The sequence below is a fragment of the Streptomyces sp. NPDC005438 genome, from assembly GCF_040606315.1.
GTDB lineage: Bacteria > Actinomycetota > Actinomycetes > Streptomycetales > Streptomycetaceae > Streptomyces.
Window position 1 is genome coordinate 283,351 of record NZ_JBEXEP010000005.1, and the last position, 14,638, is coordinate 297,988.

12 protein-coding genes are annotated in these 14,638 nt (G+C 71.6%); 8 read left to right on the forward strand and 4 right to left on the reverse strand.

Annotated features, from left to right (window positions below; genetic code table 11):
- The first annotated feature begins 19 nt into the window (after nucleotides 1–19).
- A complete protein-coding gene (locus ABZT14_RS13490) occupies nucleotides 20–1,657 on the forward strand; it encodes a threonine/serine exporter family protein (protein WP_356301259.1) in 1,638 nt (545 codons plus the stop codon).
- A gap of 81 nt (nucleotides 1,658–1,738) precedes the next feature.
- Here ABZT14_RS13490 and ABZT14_RS13495 read toward each other — a convergent pair whose 3' ends face one another.
- Entirely contained in the window at nucleotides 1,739–2,233 is a 495-nt protein-coding gene (locus ABZT14_RS13495) for an inorganic diphosphatase (RefSeq protein WP_356300818.1), read from the reverse strand.
- Nucleotides 2,234–2,320: 87 nt separating this feature from the next.
- Between ABZT14_RS13495 and dacB the strand changes: the two genes are divergently transcribed.
- The 6 genes from dacB to folE all read left to right on the forward strand — a co-directional run bounded on the left by dacB (nucleotide 2,321) and on the right by folE (nucleotide 10,474).
- Nucleotides 2,321–3,919 (forward strand): D-alanyl-D-alanine carboxypeptidase/D-alanyl-D-alanine-endopeptidase, encoded by a 1,599-nt coding sequence (gene dacB, locus ABZT14_RS13500; protein ID WP_356300821.1) that lies wholly within the window; start codon nucleotides 2,321–2,323, stop codon nucleotides 3,917–3,919.
- Between the two features lie 56 nt (nucleotides 3,920–3,975).
- Nucleotides 3,976–5,163 carry a zinc-dependent metalloprotease gene (locus ABZT14_RS13505; RefSeq protein ID WP_356300824.1) on the forward strand — a complete coding sequence of 396 codons (1,188 nt, stop codon included), beginning with the start codon at nucleotides 3,976–3,978 and terminating at the stop codon, nucleotides 5,161–5,163.
- A 290-nt stretch (nucleotides 5,164–5,453) separates the two neighbouring features.
- A complete protein-coding gene (tilS, locus tag ABZT14_RS13510) occupies nucleotides 5,454–6,494 on the forward strand; it encodes a tRNA lysidine(34) synthetase TilS (RefSeq protein ID WP_356300827.1) in 1,041 nt (346 codons plus the stop codon).
- Between the two features lie 71 nt (nucleotides 6,495–6,565).
- Nucleotides 6,566–7,120, forward strand: coding sequence for a hypoxanthine phosphoribosyltransferase (gene hpt / locus ABZT14_RS13515; RefSeq protein WP_356300829.1), 555 nt, complete (start codon nucleotides 6,566–6,568; stop codon nucleotides 7,118–7,120).
- A gap of 387 nt (nucleotides 7,121–7,507) precedes the next feature.
- Complete coding sequence (ftsH, locus tag ABZT14_RS13520) at nucleotides 7,508–9,535, forward strand: ATP-dependent zinc metalloprotease FtsH (protein ID WP_356300832.1); 2,028 nt, start codon at nucleotides 7,508–7,510, stop codon at nucleotides 9,533–9,535.
- A gap of 333 nt (nucleotides 9,536–9,868) precedes the next feature.
- Complete coding sequence (folE, locus tag ABZT14_RS13525; RefSeq protein ID WP_356300834.1) at nucleotides 9,869–10,474, forward strand: GTP cyclohydrolase I FolE; 606 nt, start codon at nucleotides 9,869–9,871, stop codon at nucleotides 10,472–10,474.
- A 192-nt stretch (nucleotides 10,475–10,666) separates the two neighbouring features.
- On the opposite strand, the gene ABZT14_RS13530 is transcribed toward folE, so the two are convergent.
- Nucleotides 10,667–11,236 carry a CGNR zinc finger domain-containing protein gene (locus ABZT14_RS13530; RefSeq protein ID WP_356300836.1) on the reverse strand — a complete coding sequence of 190 codons (570 nt, stop codon included), beginning with the start codon at nucleotides 11,234–11,236 and terminating at the stop codon, nucleotides 10,667–10,669.
- Nucleotides 11,237–11,291: 55 nt separating this feature from the next.
- On the opposite strand from ABZT14_RS13530, the gene ABZT14_RS13535 reads away from it, so the two are divergent.
- Entirely contained in the window at nucleotides 11,292–12,542 is a 1,251-nt protein-coding gene (locus ABZT14_RS13535) for an MFS transporter (protein ID WP_356300839.1), read from the forward strand.
- A gap of 316 nt (nucleotides 12,543–12,858) precedes the next feature.
- Here the strand turns inward: ABZT14_RS13535 and ABZT14_RS13540 are convergent, their stop codons facing one another.
- Both ABZT14_RS13540 and ABZT14_RS13545 read right to left on the reverse strand, forming a co-directional pair.
- Complete coding sequence (locus ABZT14_RS13540) at nucleotides 12,859–13,974, reverse strand: CU044_5270 family protein (protein ID WP_356301261.1); 1,116 nt, start codon at nucleotides 13,972–13,974, stop codon at nucleotides 12,859–12,861.
- Nucleotide 13,975: 1 nt separating this feature from the next.
- Nucleotides 13,976–14,581: an RNA polymerase sigma factor gene (locus ABZT14_RS13545; RefSeq protein WP_356300841.1), complete on the reverse strand. Its 606-nt coding sequence runs from the start codon at nucleotides 14,579–14,581 to the stop codon at nucleotides 13,976–13,978.
- Between the last annotated feature and the right edge of the window lie 57 nt (nucleotides 14,582–14,638).

A 14,638-nucleotide genomic window follows, 5' to 3' on the forward strand; every position in this document is an offset into this window, starting at 1 on the left:
GTCTCCGTGGAACGCCCGCCTGTCCCCCTCGGAGGACCTGGAGGACGTCAGCCCTCAGGACGGTAAACCGAAGTCCGACGAGGCACGTAGCGCCTTCACCCCGCCCCGGGGGTACCAGGTACCGCCGCCTCCCGAGGACGAGCACCCCACCAGCGAGTTCGAGGTGCCCAAGGGGCTGTCGAAGAAGCGGCCGTACGAACTGGGCAGCGCTTTCACCCCGCCCGCCGGCGTCCCCGCCGTGGGGCCGCTGGCCTCGACGAACTCCCCCTGGCAGGACCGGATGCGCACCATGGTGCGGATGCCGTTGGCCGAGCGGCCGGCACCGCCGGAGCGGGTCCTGCCGGAGACGGCTGAGGACTCCGGGCCGGCCATTCCCCGCGTACTGGACCTCACCCTGCGTATCGGTGAACTGCTGTTGGCCGGGGGTGAGGGGGCCGAGGACGTGGAGACGGCCATGTTGGGCGTGGCCCACGCCTACGGCCTGGCCCGCACCGAGCCCACCGTCACCTTCACCCTGCTGTCCATCACCCACCAGCCCTCGCTGGTGGACGACCCGGTGACGCTCAGCCGCACGGTGCGTCGCAGGGGTACGGACTACACCCGGCTGGCGGCGGTGTTCCGGCTGGTCGCCGACATCAACCACGACGAGGTCAGTCTGGAGGAGGCGTACGGACGGCTGGCGGAGATCCGTCGTAACCGTCACCCCTACCCGGGGTGGGCGCTGACCCTGGCCAGTGGGTTGCTGTCGGGCGCGGCCTCGGTGCTGGTGGGCGGCAACTGGCTGGTGTTCCTGGCGGCGGCGCTCGGCGCCATGCTCGGGGACCGGCTGGCCTGGCTGTGCGCGGGGCGTGGACTGCCGGAGTTCTACCAGTTCGTGGGCGCCGCCGTACCGCCGGCCGCGATAGGTGTGCTGATCGCCGCCCTGGACCTGCAGGACGAGGGCAAGTTGCAGGCGGCGGCGGTGATCACCGGTGGCCTGTACGCGCTGATCCCCGGGCGGGCCCTGGTGGCCGGCGTGCAGGACGGGCTGACCGGTTACTACATCACCGCCTCGGCCCGCCTGCTGGAGATCGGCTACCTGATCGTCGGGATCGTGCTGGGCGTGCTGCTGGTGCTGTACGTGGGGTTGCAGTTCGGCGTCACCCTCGACCCGGAGGCGCTGGAGCGGATCAACCGGCCCCTGGAGCAACTGGGCGCGGCGATGCTGTTGTCGATGGCCTTCTGCGTACTGCTCCAGCAGGAGCGTGGCACCCTGCTGTTGGCCACGCTCAACGGCGGCGTCTCCTGGCTGATCTTCGGGGCGATGGCCCACACCGGGAACCTGTCGCCGGTGATGGCGACGGTGTGTGCCGCCGGACTGGTGGGCCTGTTCGGGCAGTTGGCGGCCCGGTACCAGTACGCCTCCGCGCTGCCGTACATCACGGCCGCGATCGGGCCGCTGCTTCCCGGTAGTTCCACGTACTTCGGGCTGCTGGGCATCGCCCAGGGGCACGTCAACACCGGTGCCGGGCATCTGACCACGGCCGCCGCGGTGGCCCTGGCCATCGCCATCGGGGTGAACCTGGGGAGCGAGGTGGCCCGGATGATGATCAAGAGCCCGGGTACGGAGACCTCACCCACCGGTCGTCGTGCCGCCAAGCGCACCAGGGGTTTCTGACCGGGCGGGCCGGACCCGCGAAACGCGACGGGCGCGCACCCTCGTGGGGGTGCGCGCCCGGTCGTGAGCGTCAGGTGGTGCTCAGTGGTTGCCCCCGGAGGCTTCCAGGCGCTTGATGCTGGCCTCGACCTCGGCCTCGGCGTCCACGCGGCCGACCCAGTCGGCCCCCTCCACGGACTTGCCGGGCTCCAGGTCCTTGTAGACCTCGAAGAAGTGCTGGATCTCCAGCCGGTCGAACTCGCTGACGTGGTGGATGTCCCGCAGGTGCTCCATCCGGGGGTCGGAGGAGGGGACGCACAGCAGCTTGTCGTCACCGCCGGCCTCGTCCGTCATGCGGAACATGCCGATGGCGCGGCACTTGATGAGGCAGCCGGGGAAGGTCGGCTCCTCCAGCAGCACCAGGGCGTCCAGCGGGTCGCCGTCCTCGCCCAGGGTGTTGTCAACGAAGCCGTAGTCGGCCGGGTACACGGTCGAGGTGAACAGGTGGCGGTCCAGACGGATCCGGCCGGTCTCGTGGTCCACCTCGTACTTGTTGCGCGAACCCTTCGGGATCTCGATGACGACGTCGAACTCCACTGGGAGGCTCCTTGAGTGATCAGCACATGTGTGTGGTGGTTAAGTGTCCCTCACGCAGGTCCGTGCACGCGAAAGGGGCTGGTCCCAGTGTCCAAGGCGTCGGACGTCCCGCTCTGGCTGAGGCGGGCCCTGCGCTCCGCCCGTCGGGCGGGAGGACGTGGGGGTGACTGGCTGCGTGGCAGGATCACGCCCCTCTTCCGGCGGGTGTCGGCACGTGTGGCCCGCTGGAGCCGTCGACGAGTGCGGGACTGGCGTGCCCTTCCCCCGTCCAGGCGCCAACTGTGGCGGCTGACGACCAGTTCCTCGGTCCTCGGTCTGCTGACCGCGCTGGTACTGGTCCTCGCCACCGGACCCTGGGATGCCGGACAGCGTACGGCCGAGCGACGTTGGGCGGCGCGGTGGGGGGCCGGAAGTGGCGAGAAGCACACGGACCCTGACGTTCCGATGGCTCCCCGGGTGCTGGCCGAACTCGGCGACCGGTCCGGCGCCGGTGAGGGGGACGACAACGCGCCCCCGCCGGACGGCGACTCGGTGGCCGAGGCCCTGCGTCCCGCCCTGAAAGCCCTGGACGACGAGGGCGGGGCCAAACGGCACACCGCGGCCGTGGTGGACGTCGCCAGTGGGAAGCGGCTGTACGCCAAGCGCCCGGACACCATGCTGGCGCCCGCCTCCACGGTGAAGGTGGCCACCGCGTTGGCCGCCCTGTCGGCGCGCGGTGCCCAACACCGGCTGGCCACCCGGGTGGTGAGCGCCGACGAGGGCCGCACCCTCACCCTGGTCGGGGGCGGCGACCCCACCGTCACCGACCGGCAGTGGGACGCCCTCGCCCGTCGTGCCGCCGACCGTGGCGCGGGGAAGGTACGGCTGCGCTACGACACCTCCCTCTACCGGGGGCCCGAGCGGCACCCCATCGGCCTCAACGACAACATCGCCCCGGTCACCCCGCTGATGGTCAACGAGGGCCGGCAGGACGACAGCGAGCACGGGCCGGCGCCCCGCGCGGAGGACCCGGCGAAGGAGGCGGCGGAGAAGTTCGCCGAACGGTTGGAGAAGCACGGGGCGAAGGTCGAGGGTGAGCCCCGGGACAAGCCGGCGCCCGCCAAGGCCCGAACCCTCGCCACGCACCACTCCGCGCCCCTGTCCGAACTGGTCGAACGGATGCTGACGCACAGCGACAACGACATCGCCGAGGCCCTGGCCCGGCAGACCGCGCTCGCCCGAGGGGAGAAGGCCAGCTTCAAGGGCGCCTCCAAGGCCGCCAGGGCGCAGCTGTCCGCACTCCAACTGCCCCTGGAGAAGGCCAGGTTCGCCGACGGCAGCGGGCTGAGCCGTGACGACCGGCTGTCCGCCGGACTGCTGACCCGCCTGCTGGCCCGGGCGGCGGACCCCCGTCACCCCGAGCTGCGGTCCGTTCTCACCGGTCTGCCCGTCGCCGGGTTCACCGGCACCCTGGGCAAGCGTTACGACGGCCAGCCGGGGCGCGGCCTGGTACGCGCCAAGACCGGCACCCTCACCGGCGTCAACACCCTCGCGGGCGTCGTGGTCGACGACGACGGCAGGCTGCTGACCTTCGCCTTCATGGCCGAGGACACCCGTGACGCGCAGGCCGCCCAGAGTGCCCTGGACCGGTCGGCGTCCGCCCTGGCCGGCTGCGGCTGCCGCGAGGGTGGTGGCTCGACCGACTGAGGAGGCGAACCGGCCACGCGTTCCCACTCCCGAGCCGGGCCACGTACCGTGAAGCCATGACGAGCCTCGGTGGAGTGGACATGGTCGACTGGAATCTCGCCGTATCAACCGCGACCCGGCTGATGCGTCCCGGCCCGGAGGTCACCCGGGAGCAGGCCCGCGAGGTGGTCGCCGAACTCCGTCGGCACGCCAGGGTCTCCGAGGAGCACGTACGGGCCTTCACCGGGATGAACCCGCCGCACCTGGAGTCCGACCCCGAGAAGGCCCCGCCGCCGGTGCTGGTGGTGGACCGGATCGGCTGGGTGCGGGCCAACGTGGCCGGTTTCCGCGAGCTGCTGTCCCCGCTGCTGATCAAGATGGGTGAGCGCCGTGCCTCCAGTCCCGGGGGGAGCGTGCTGGGCGCCGTCGGGGGCAAGGTGACCGGGGTCGAGGTCGGCATGTTGCTGTCCTTCCTCGCCTCCCGGGTGCTGGGCCAGTTCGAGACCTTCGCCCCGGGCGACCGGGACTTCCCGGCCGCCGACGGTCAGGGCCGGCTGCTGCTGGTCGCGCCCAACATCGTCCACGTGGAACGTGAACTGGACGTCAACACCCACGACTTCAGGCTCTGGGTGTGCCTGCACGAGGAGACCCACCGGACCCAGTTCACCGCTGTTCCCTGGCTGCGGGACCACCTGCGCGGGGAGATCCAGTCGTTCCTCGACGAGACGGACATGGACCCCTCCGCCCTGCTGGAGCGTCTGCGGCGGGCCGCCCAGACCCTCGGCGGCAGCAACGGCGCCCACAACGGCGCCCACAACGGCGACGGAGCCGGGGAGCCCGAGGCGGGTGCCGGGGAGGGCGCCGACTCCGAGCGGGACTCCGGGGGGCTGGTCGAACTGGTGCAGACCCCCGGCCAGCGGGAGATCCTCGCCCGGTTGACCGCGGTGATGTCCCTGTTGGAGGGGCACGCCGACTACGTGATGGACGGTGTCGGCCCCCAGGTGGTGCCGTCGGTCAAGGAGATCCGGGAGAAGTTCCAGAAGCGCCGGGCCCGTGGCGCCGGTCGCCTGGACCAGGCGCTGCGCAAGCTGCTGGGCCTGGACGCCAAGCTGCGGCAGTACCGCGACGGGGAGCGCTTCGTCCGCGCCGTGGTCGAGGAGGTGGGCATGGAGGGCTTCAACAAGGTGTGGACCTCGCCCAACACCCTCCCCACCAAGGCGGAGATCGCCCAGCCGTCGGAGTGGATCGCCCGCGTCCACGGCTGACCCGGTCTCCGGGCGCGGACACCGCCGGGCCGGGTGAGGAGGCGAACCAGGAGAAGAGGAGGCGCGGGGAAGAAGGGGAGAGAAGGAGGGGAGTGACGTACGGGCCCGCCAGCCGTTGAAAGTGGCAAGGGCACATCCCCGCGTGGCCGCCACCAAACCCGTCGGCAATCACCCTTTTGAGGGAGCGTGAACCGTCGATACGCGTGCGATGCTCGGGAAACCCCCACTGCCTCTGTCACCATCAACGCACCCTGCGTGACAAGTCTCCTGTCGAGGAAGTGAGTTCGGACATGGGTCCCCATCCCGCGGTCGCGGCGATACGCCTGGCGGTACGCCACGCACTCAACGACGTCACACAAGACCACCCCACGCGGCACCGACCGCTGGTTCTGGTGGCCTGCTCCGGTGGGGCCGACTCCATGGCCCTCGCCTCCGCCCTCGCCTTCGAAGCCCCCCGACTCGGCGTCCGCGCCGGCGGCGTCACCATCGACCACGGCCTCCAGGCCGGATCGGACGAGCGCGCCGCCCAGGTCGTCACCCGACTCGGCCAGCTCGGCCTGGACCCGGTGGAATCCGTCACGGTCACCGTCGGCGCGGCCGGAGGCCCCGAGGCCGCCGCCCGAGACGCCCGCTACGCCGCCCTCGACGCCACCGCCGCCCGCCTCGGCGCCGACGCCGTGCTCCTCGGCCACACCCGCGACGACCAGGCCGAGACCGTACTCCTGGGTCTGGCCCGGGGCTCCGGCATCCGCTCGCTGTCCGGGATGGCCGCCGTCTCCGGCGCTGCGGGCCGCTACCGCCGCCCCTTCCTGACCGTCGACCGGCAGACCACCCGCACCGCCTGCCTCGCCCAGGCGCTCCCCATCTGGGACGACCCCCACAACCAGGACCCCAGCTTCACCCGTTCCCGGGTACGCCACGAGGCCCTGCCCGCCCTGGAGAAGGCCCTCGGCAAGGGCGTGGTCGAGGCCCTCGCCCGTACCGCGCACCTCTCCCGCGACGACGCCGACGCCCTCGACGACTGGGCGGGGCGGGCCGCCGCCACCGCACGCCTCGACCCGGACCCGACCCACGCCCCCGCCGGGGACGAGCCGGCCCCCGCACCGGAGCTCGACATCGAACGGCTCGCCTCCCTGCCCTGCGCGGTACGCCGCAGGGTGCTGCGCCGCACCCTCATCGACGCCGGCGCCCCCGCCGGTTCCCTGTCCGCCCGCCACATCCAGCAGGTCGACCGGCTGGTCACCCACTGGCACGGGCAGCGCCCGCTAAACCTGCCCGGGCGGGTCACCGCCAGCCGGCGGGGTGGCAGACTGGTCATCCGGCGGGCCTGAACACGCCCCTCGGCGCGGCCGGTGGGTACCCGCACCGCATCCGACCGACCCCCCACAGAGAGCGGCTCCCGGTGGACGAGAAGGACATGGGCAACGACCTCGCGTCGGTACTCATCACCAAGGAACAGATCGACGCGAGGCTCACGGAGCTGGCCGCCAAGATCGACGCCGAGTACGAGGGCCAGGACCTGCTGCTGGTCGGCGTCCTCAAGGGCGCCGTCATGGTCATGGCCGACCTGGCACGTGTGCTGGCCAACCCCGTCACCATGGACTGGATGGCCGTCTCCTCCTACGGCGCGGGCACCCAGTCCTCCGGGGTGGTGCGCATCCTCAAGGACCTGGACACCGACATCCAGGACCGGCACGTACTGATCGTCGAGGACATCATCGACTCCGGCCTCACCCTCTCCTGGCTGCTGTCGAACCTCGGCTCCCGGGGCCCGGCCTCGCTGAAGGTGTGCACCCTGCTGCGCAAGCCGGACGCCGCCAAGGTCGACATCGACACCACCTGGGTCGGCTTCGACATCCCCAACGAGTTCGTCGTGGGCTACGGCCTGGACTACGCCGAGAAGTACCGCAACCTCCCCTTCGTCGGTACCCTCGCTCCCCACGTCTACGGCGGCTGACGCACTGGCCCACCCGGTTCCCGTACGGAGCACACCGCCCGGGGGACGTCACACCGGGCCCGGGAACGCATCGGGTGGCCTTCGCGTTGTGCTACCGAAGGGCGGGGGAGTGGCAACGGATCCTCGACCTCGTACGCGCCGAGCAACGATGCTGGGGTACCGTCCGAAGGTCAGGGGTTCCGCGCGCGGTTCCCGCCGTGCCGTGGCCGACCGAACAGCGGGACACCACGCTCCCCGGGAGCGGGTGTTCCTTCGGGACGCCGAGGGCGCGGAGCCCGGACAGACTTCGATAAGACCGAGAAAGAACACCGTTACGCACCGAGGCCGCAAGGCGGCTGACGTGCCTCACTGTGGCAGGAGGGACGGGGCGTACACCGCTCCGTATGGATGGACGTGAAGCGATACTTCCGTGGGCCGGTCATGTGGATCATGCTGGCCGTCCTCGCCGTGGTCGTGTTGATGCAGTTCGTCGGTCAGTCCGGCGGCTACAAGACGGTGGACACCGGTCAGGTCATCAGGGCGATCGATCAGAACAAGGTCAAGTCGGCGGAGCTGACCACCGGCGACGAGCAGACCATCAAGGTCGAGCTCAAGGACGGCGCCAAGGTCGAGGACAGCGACAAGATCAAGGCCAGCTACATCGGCAACCAGGGCGCCAAGCTCGCCGACAAGCTGCAGGAGAAGTACCCCAAGGAGATCAGCAAGGGGTACACCGTCGCGCCGCAGAAGCAGAACCCCTTCGTCGGGATGCTGCTCTCCCTGCTGCCGTTCCTGCTGATCATCGTGGTGTTCCTGTTCCTGATGAACCAGATGCAGGGCGGCGGCTCCCGAGTGATGAACTTCGGGAAGTCCAAGGCCAAGCTCATCACCAAGGACACCCCCAAGACCACCTTCACCGACGTGGCCGGCTCCGACGAGGCGGTCGAGGAACTCCAGGAGATCAAGGAGTTCCTCCAGGAACCCGCCAAGTTCCAGGCGGTCGGGGCCAAGATCCCCAAGGGCGTCCTGCTCTACGGCCCCCCCGGTACGGGTAAGACCCTGCTCGCCCGCGCGGTGGCCGGCGAGGCCGGCGTCCCCTTCTACTCCATCTCCGGTTCCGACTTCGTGGAGATGTTCGTCGGTGTCGGCGCCAGCCGGGTGCGCGACCTGTTCGAGCAGGCCAAGGCCAACGCCCCGGCCATCGTCTTCGTCGACGAGATCGACGCCGTCGGCCGCCACCGTGGCGCCGGCATGGGCGGCGGCCACGACGAACGCGAGCAGACGCTGAACCAGCTGCTGGTCGAGATGGACGGCTTCGACGTCAAGGGCGGCGTCATCCTCATCGCCGCCACCAACCGCCCCGACATCCTCGACCCGGCGCTGCTGCGCCCGGGACGTTTCGACCGGCAGATCGCCGTCGACCGCCCCGACATGCAGGGCCGGCTGGAGATCCTCCAGGTCCACCAGAAGGGCAAGCCCGTCGCCTCGGACGTCGACCTCGGCGCGGTGGCCCGCCGTACGCCCGGCTTCACCGGCGCGGACCTGAGCAACGTCCTCAACGAGGCCGCCCTGCTCACCGCCCGCAGCGACGAGAAGCTGATCAACAACAAGTTCCTGGACGAGGCGATCGACCGCGTCGTGGCCGGACCGCAGAAGCGCACCCGGATCATGAGCGACAAGGAGAAGAAGATCACCGCGTACCACGAGGGCGGACACGCCCTGGTCGCGGCGGCCTCACCCAACTCCGACCCCGTCCACAAGATCACCATCCTGTCCCGGGGCCGCGCCCTCGGATACACCATGGTGCTGCCGGACGAGGACAAGTACTCCACCACCCGCAACGAGATGCTCGACCAGCTCGCCTACATGCTCGGCGGGCGCGCGGCGGAGGAACTGGTCTTCCACGACCCGACCACCGGCGCGGCCAACGACATCGAGAAGGCCACCGCCACCGCCCGGGCCATGGTCACCCAGTACGGCATGACCGAGCGGCTGGGTGCCATCAAGTTCGGCTCCGACAACTCCGAGCCCTTCCTGGGCAAGGAGATGGGCCACCAGCGCGACTACTCCGAGGAGGTCGCCGGGCTGGTGGACGAGGAGGTCAAGAAGCTGATCGAGACGGCGCACAACGAAGCCTGGGAAATCCTGGTGGAGAACCGCGACGTCCTCGACGACCTGGTGCTGGCCCTGCTGGAGAAGGAGACGCTGGGCAAGGAGGAGATCGCCGAGGTCTTCAGGCCCGTCGTCAAGCGCCCCAACCGGCCCGCCTGGACCGGCTCCGCCCGCCGCACCCCCTCCACCCGGCCCCCGGTCTCCTCGCCCAAGGAGCTGACCCTCACCAACGGGTCCTCCCCGGCGGTCGAGGCCGCCCCGGGCAAGGAGATCGGCCCGACCGAGACGGTGCAGCTGCCCGAGGAGCCGCGCTCCGAGAGCTGACCGACAGCAGCCGGGAACGGTTCGGACTCACACCTGGTCGCCGGTACCCCCCCCGCAAGGGGCGGGTACCGGCGACCAGGCGTTGAGGCCAACGTCACCCCGGCCCACGGAATGCGGCCAGCGGCCCTCTGGTTTACTCGCCAGTGGGGCACGGCCCCTTCGTATGGGCAGGCGGTACGTCCTGCCCAGCGCACCACCCGTCGTCGGGTCGGCGACGGCAGCTCACCGGCACGGGGGCCGGGTGCGCACGGACACGAGCCCCGGCTCCGGCCGCCGCCACCGCCGCGCGCAGGGGCAGGGGCGCCTAGCGCGCAGGTGAGGAACGAGGCACTGATGATCGATCCGGTAACGCTGGAGGGCACCGAACCCCCGGGGGAGTTCGACGAGAAGCGGGCGGAGTCCGCCATCCGGGAACTCCTGATCGCCGTCGGCGAGGACCCGGACCGGGAGGGCCTCCGCGAGACGCCCGCCCGGGTCGCCCGTGCCTACCGGGAGATCTTCGCCGGGCTGCGGCAACGCCCCGAGGACGTACTGACCACCACCTTCGACCTCGGACACGACGAGATGGTCCTGGTGAAGGACATCGAGGTGATGTCCTCCTGCGAACACCACCTGGTCCCCTTCGTGGGGGTGGCCCACATCGGCTACATCCCGTCCTCCAGTGGGAAGATCACCGGACTGTCCAAGCTGGCCCGGCTGGTGGACGTGTACGCCCGTCGCCCGCAGGTACAGGAGCGGCTGACCACCCAGGTCGCCGACTCGTTGATGCGGATACTGGAACCGCGCGGGGTGATCGTGGTCGTGGAGTGCGAGCACATGTGCATGACCATGCGCGGGGTGCGGAAGCCGGGCGCCAAGACCCTCACCTCGGCCGTACGGGGGCAGTTGAGGGGGGCGGCCACCCGTTCCGAGGCGATGAGCCTGATCATGGCCCGCTGAACCCCCACCCCTGACCGGCCCGGCACGACCCGGGACCGCCGGGCGGGGTGACGACGACCGAGGGGCCCCGGTACGAGATCCGCGTACCGGGGCCCCTCGTCGTACCGTCGGCCAGGTCCCCGCGTCGGAGCCCTATGTGGCCGCCCCCGGTCGGCGGGCTGGTCGCGGACCCGCCTGACCAGCCGGGCGGGGTCAGCGGGCCCGGGCCCGGTGGGCGGCGACCCGTACCCGGGTGGCGCAGCGTCGGGAGCAGTAGCGGCGGGTGGGCCCGCTGCCCTGGGCGAGGAAGACCCGGGAGCAGCCGGGGGCGGAGCAGGTGCCGCCCGGTGGGCGTTGCCGGTCCCACAGCAGTACGGCGAGGGCCAGCCCGGAGGAGGCGAGGAACCACTCGTGCCAGGGGGCGTCGTCGTCGCCGTCCAGGTGGGGGTGCCAGGGGGTGCGGCCGTGGTGGGAGCTGAGCCGCAGGGGTCCGGTGCCCTGGGCCAGCAGGGAGTTGACGGCCTCGGCGGCGCTGTCGGGGTCGGTGGCGGTGAAGACCCGGCGGACCGTGGGGGCGACCGTGGTGAGGCGTCGCAGGTCGGCCTGGTCCAGGTCGACGGGGTCGGGGTCGCCGTACTCCCGGAGCACCGCGACCACCCGTTCCAGCCGCTCGGTGTCCGGGGGTTCGGGCGGTTCGCCGGGGTGGAGGGTGTTGAGCAGGTCGACGGTGCGGCGTGCCATGGCGACCACGGACAGTTCGGCGTGGCCACGGGGGACTCTCATGCGGCGACTGTAACGCTCATGGCGTGGTTTTGGGTTACCTCTCTACGGTGCCGGGATGGGCGAACGAGGAAGGCTGGCCCGCTATCTGTCGGGCGCGGCCGTCGCACGGGTCGGGGACGAGCTGTCCGGGCCGGCGTTGCTGCTCACCGGGCTGGCGTGGACGGGCTCGGCCGCCTCGGGGTCGGCCTTGCTGGCGGGGCTGACCGCCTCGGCGGCCGTCGGGGGGCCGCTGTTCGGCGCGCTGTTGGACCGGTCCGCCCGCCCGGGGCGGCTGTTGGCCGTGGCGCTGGCCCTCTACGGGTGCGGGCTGGTGGTGGTGTTGCTGTCGCTGTCCCGGGTGCCGCTGCCCTGTGTGGTGGCGGTCGCGGTGGTGGCGGGGTTGCTGGGGCCGGCGCTCACCGGGGGCTGGACCTCCCAGCTGCCCCGGGTGGCGGGGCGCTGGCTGTCCCGGGCCAACGCCTGGGACGCGATGACCTTCCAGTTGGCCACCCTGGTGGGGCCGGGGTTGGCGGGGCTGGTGGCGGGTGTGGCGGGTGCCTCGGCCGGGGTGGTGGTGGCCGTCGTACTGCTGGGGGTGGCCGTACCGCTGGCGTGGTCCCTGCCGTCCGCCGTGCCGTCGGTCGGTGTGGGGGACGGCGGGGGCGTCGGGGTGCCGCTGCCCCTCCGGGCACCGCATCGTCCGTCGCTCCGGCGGGAGTTGGGGGAGGGGTTCCGGGCCATCGGGCGGAGCCGTCCGCTGTGGCGGGCGACGGTGATGACGGCCGTCTCCCATGTGGGCCTGGGGGTGCTGGTGAGTGTGGTGCCGCTGCTGGGGTTGGCCGTGTGGGGCCGGGCGGACCGTGGTCCCTTCCTGCTGGTCGCCGCCTCGGTGGGGGCCCTGGCGGTGGGGGCGGCGTTGTCCCGTTGGCCGGGGGTGTGGGGGCCCGAGGCGTTGCTGTGCCGGGGTACCGCTCTGATGGGCCTGGCCTGCGGGCTGGCGGCGATGGGGTGGGTGCCGGGGCTGTGGTGTGCCGGGGTGCTGCTGGGGGTGGGCGAGGGGGCCCAGTTGACCGCGCTGTTCGCGGTACGCCATCGGGAGGCGCCGGAACGGTTGCGGGGTCAGATCTTCACCACCGGAGCCAGTGTGAAGGTCAGTGGGTTCGCCCTGGGGGTGGCCGTGGGTGGACCGTTGGGCGGCTGGTCACCGTGGGGCGCGCTGTGGTGCGCGGCGGGCGCCCAGGGGGTGGCGTTGCTGTGCGGCCCGTCGGTCCGGGCGCTGTCCGGCGACCGTTCGGGGGCGGACTCGCGTGTGGGGTGGGGGAGTTGATGCCGTTGTGGGGGTGGGCCGGGTGCCGGGTGGATGTGTTGGGCCGGGGGAGGGGGCTTGGCGTGGGTCGTCTCCGGGTCGGGGGTCACGTCGGTGGGTGGGGGTGGGCCTGCTCATGGTCAACGCCAGCTGGCCCGGGGCGGAGTCGCCTGTGGGGCCCGGGGACGTTGCCGTAACCGCCCTGTGGGGGTGGGGGGTTCGGGTGGGGGTTCTCGGGGGCGCCGGGGTGGCTGGCCGTGGCCCTGGTCGTGGGGGTGGGAGGGTACGGCGGTGACCACAGCCCCCGTGTGCTGTGGTCACCGCCGGGTCCGGGGGGCTACCGCTTCGAGGTGGGGGACGGCGGCGCCGGGTCGGAGGTGGTGGTGGGCGAGGGGGAGGACGAGGAGGGGCGTTGCTTGGCCTCGTCGACCACGGCGTAACTGTCCAGGGAGGACAGTTGGGTGTAGGTCTTCTTGCCCTTGAGGGAGGTGCGGGTGTCGCGGAAGCCCAGGAAGCGGTGGGTCTTCCGGTCGAAGATCAGCCACTGGCTCCGTTGGAAGGTGCCCTTGGCCTGGTTCGAGATGGCGACGCCGGCCCGCCCCTTGGCGTCCTTGACGTTCTTCTTCAGGGCGATGCCGGGGACCAGGCTGAGGGCCTCGAAGGCCGCCGACCGCAGTCCCTCGGGCAGTACCGGGACGCGGTGGAGGAGGCCGGCCAGCTTGAAGTAGACCATCGACCACTCGTGGCGGGTGATGTCCTTCAGGGTCTCGTTCTTGCCCGGGCGGGAGGTGGGGAGGCGGACCTCGAAGATCAGTTTCTCCGGGTCGGTGGGGAGCTTCCTGAGGGTGGGCCAGTCCCTGGGGGGCCAGGACTCCTCGTTCTCCTTGTCCTTGTCGGGGCCCGCCCACCAGCCGTGGCCGATCTCCATCACCCAGGAGCGCCGGGACCCGTCCACCGAGATCCAGTTCTCGTCCTTGTAGACCTTCTCGCGCCCGCTTTCCCGCTCGATCTCCTTGATGTACTCGCGGGTGTAGATGAACTGGTCGTTGCGGGGGGCCACCGTCCTGTTCGCCTCGCGTTCCTGGCGGGCGGCCTCGTTGAGCACCTTCTCGGGGCTGACGTCTCCGAGGGAGCGGTCGTTCCGCTTGCCGTCCCCGTCTCCGGCGCCCTGGTCCAGGGCCACCACCCCGGTGGTGACCACCGCGACGGTGGCGGCCGTGGCGAGCACCACGGTCAGGGCCGGGTGGCGGGCGAACAGTCCAGGGCGCCGTTCGGGGGTGGGGTCGTCGGTGCGGTACATCGGGTTTCCCTTCGGGGTCTGGCGGGAGAACGCCGAGGTCGTCGCCTGGTCGCCCTCCTCGTCGATCGCGGCCCGAAGCCGTTCCCTGCCGGCGGCCAGACGCTGGGCGCCGGGACGTGGCACCCCGGAACGCATCCGTGCGAGCTGTTCCATCTCATCCACGTGGCAACTCCTCGCCCGCGTCGGTCGGGTCGACCCCACCGAGCGCCTTCCGAACCTTCTTGCGTGCCCGGTTCAGTCGTGAACGCACGGTGCCCACCGGGATGTCCAGGGCCTGGGCCACTTCCTCGTAGGTGAGGGACTCCCAGGCGATCAGCAGCAGTACGTCCCGGTCTCCCTTGGACAACCGGGCCAGGGCCGCCGCCAGTTGGCGGGTGACCGCCGCCGCGGCGACCCGGTCGTCGGCACGGTCGCGGTGGTCCTCGGCGACCGGGTCGTGGGCGGTCCTGGCCAGGAGCCGGTACTGCCGTACCTCGAAGCGACGGTGGCCGGCGACCAGCTTGCTGGCGATGCCGTACAGCCACGGGCGGGCCTCCCCACGGCGGGGGTCGAAGCGGTCCCGACGGCGGAAGGCGGCCAGGAAGGTCTCGGCCACCAGGTCGTCGGCCACCTCGGCTCCCAGCCGCCGGGCGATGTACCGGTGGATGTCGGACGCGTGGCGGTCGTACAGCTCGGCGAAGCGTTCCGGGTCGGTCAGTGACGCGTGGACCAGTGTCCGGTCTGGTTCCAGTCGACTCTCCGCCGGGGAGGGCGCTGTCACATCGGGCTCCGTTTCCTCATCGCCGCCGGGCGGCTCATCGCCGTCCGGTCACCCCGT

Coding starts and splice junctions, on each gene's coding strand:
- ABZT14_RS13530 (WP_356300836.1), bottom strand. CDS start 11,236: ATGAGAGTCCCCCGTGGCCACGCCGAACTGTCCGTGGTCGCCATGGCA.
- folE (WP_356300834.1), top strand. CDS start 9,869: ATGATCGATCCGGTAACGCTGGAGGGCACCGAACCCCCGGGGGAGTTC.
- tilS (WP_356300827.1), top strand. CDS start 5,454: ATGGGTCCCCATCCCGCGGTCGCGGCGATACGCCTGGCGGTACGCCAC.
- ABZT14_RS13535 (WP_356300839.1), top strand. CDS start 11,292: ATGGGCGAACGAGGAAGGCTGGCCCGCTATCTGTCGGGCGCGGCCGTC.
- ftsH (WP_356300832.1), top strand. CDS start 7,508: ATGGACGTGAAGCGATACTTCCGTGGGCCGGTCATGTGGATCATGCTG.
- ABZT14_RS13505 (WP_356300824.1), top strand. CDS start 3,976: ATGACGAGCCTCGGTGGAGTGGACATGGTCGACTGGAATCTCGCCGTA.
- ABZT14_RS13540 (WP_356301261.1), bottom strand. CDS start 13,974: ATGGAACAGCTCGCACGGATGCGTTCCGGGGTGCCACGTCCCGGCGCC.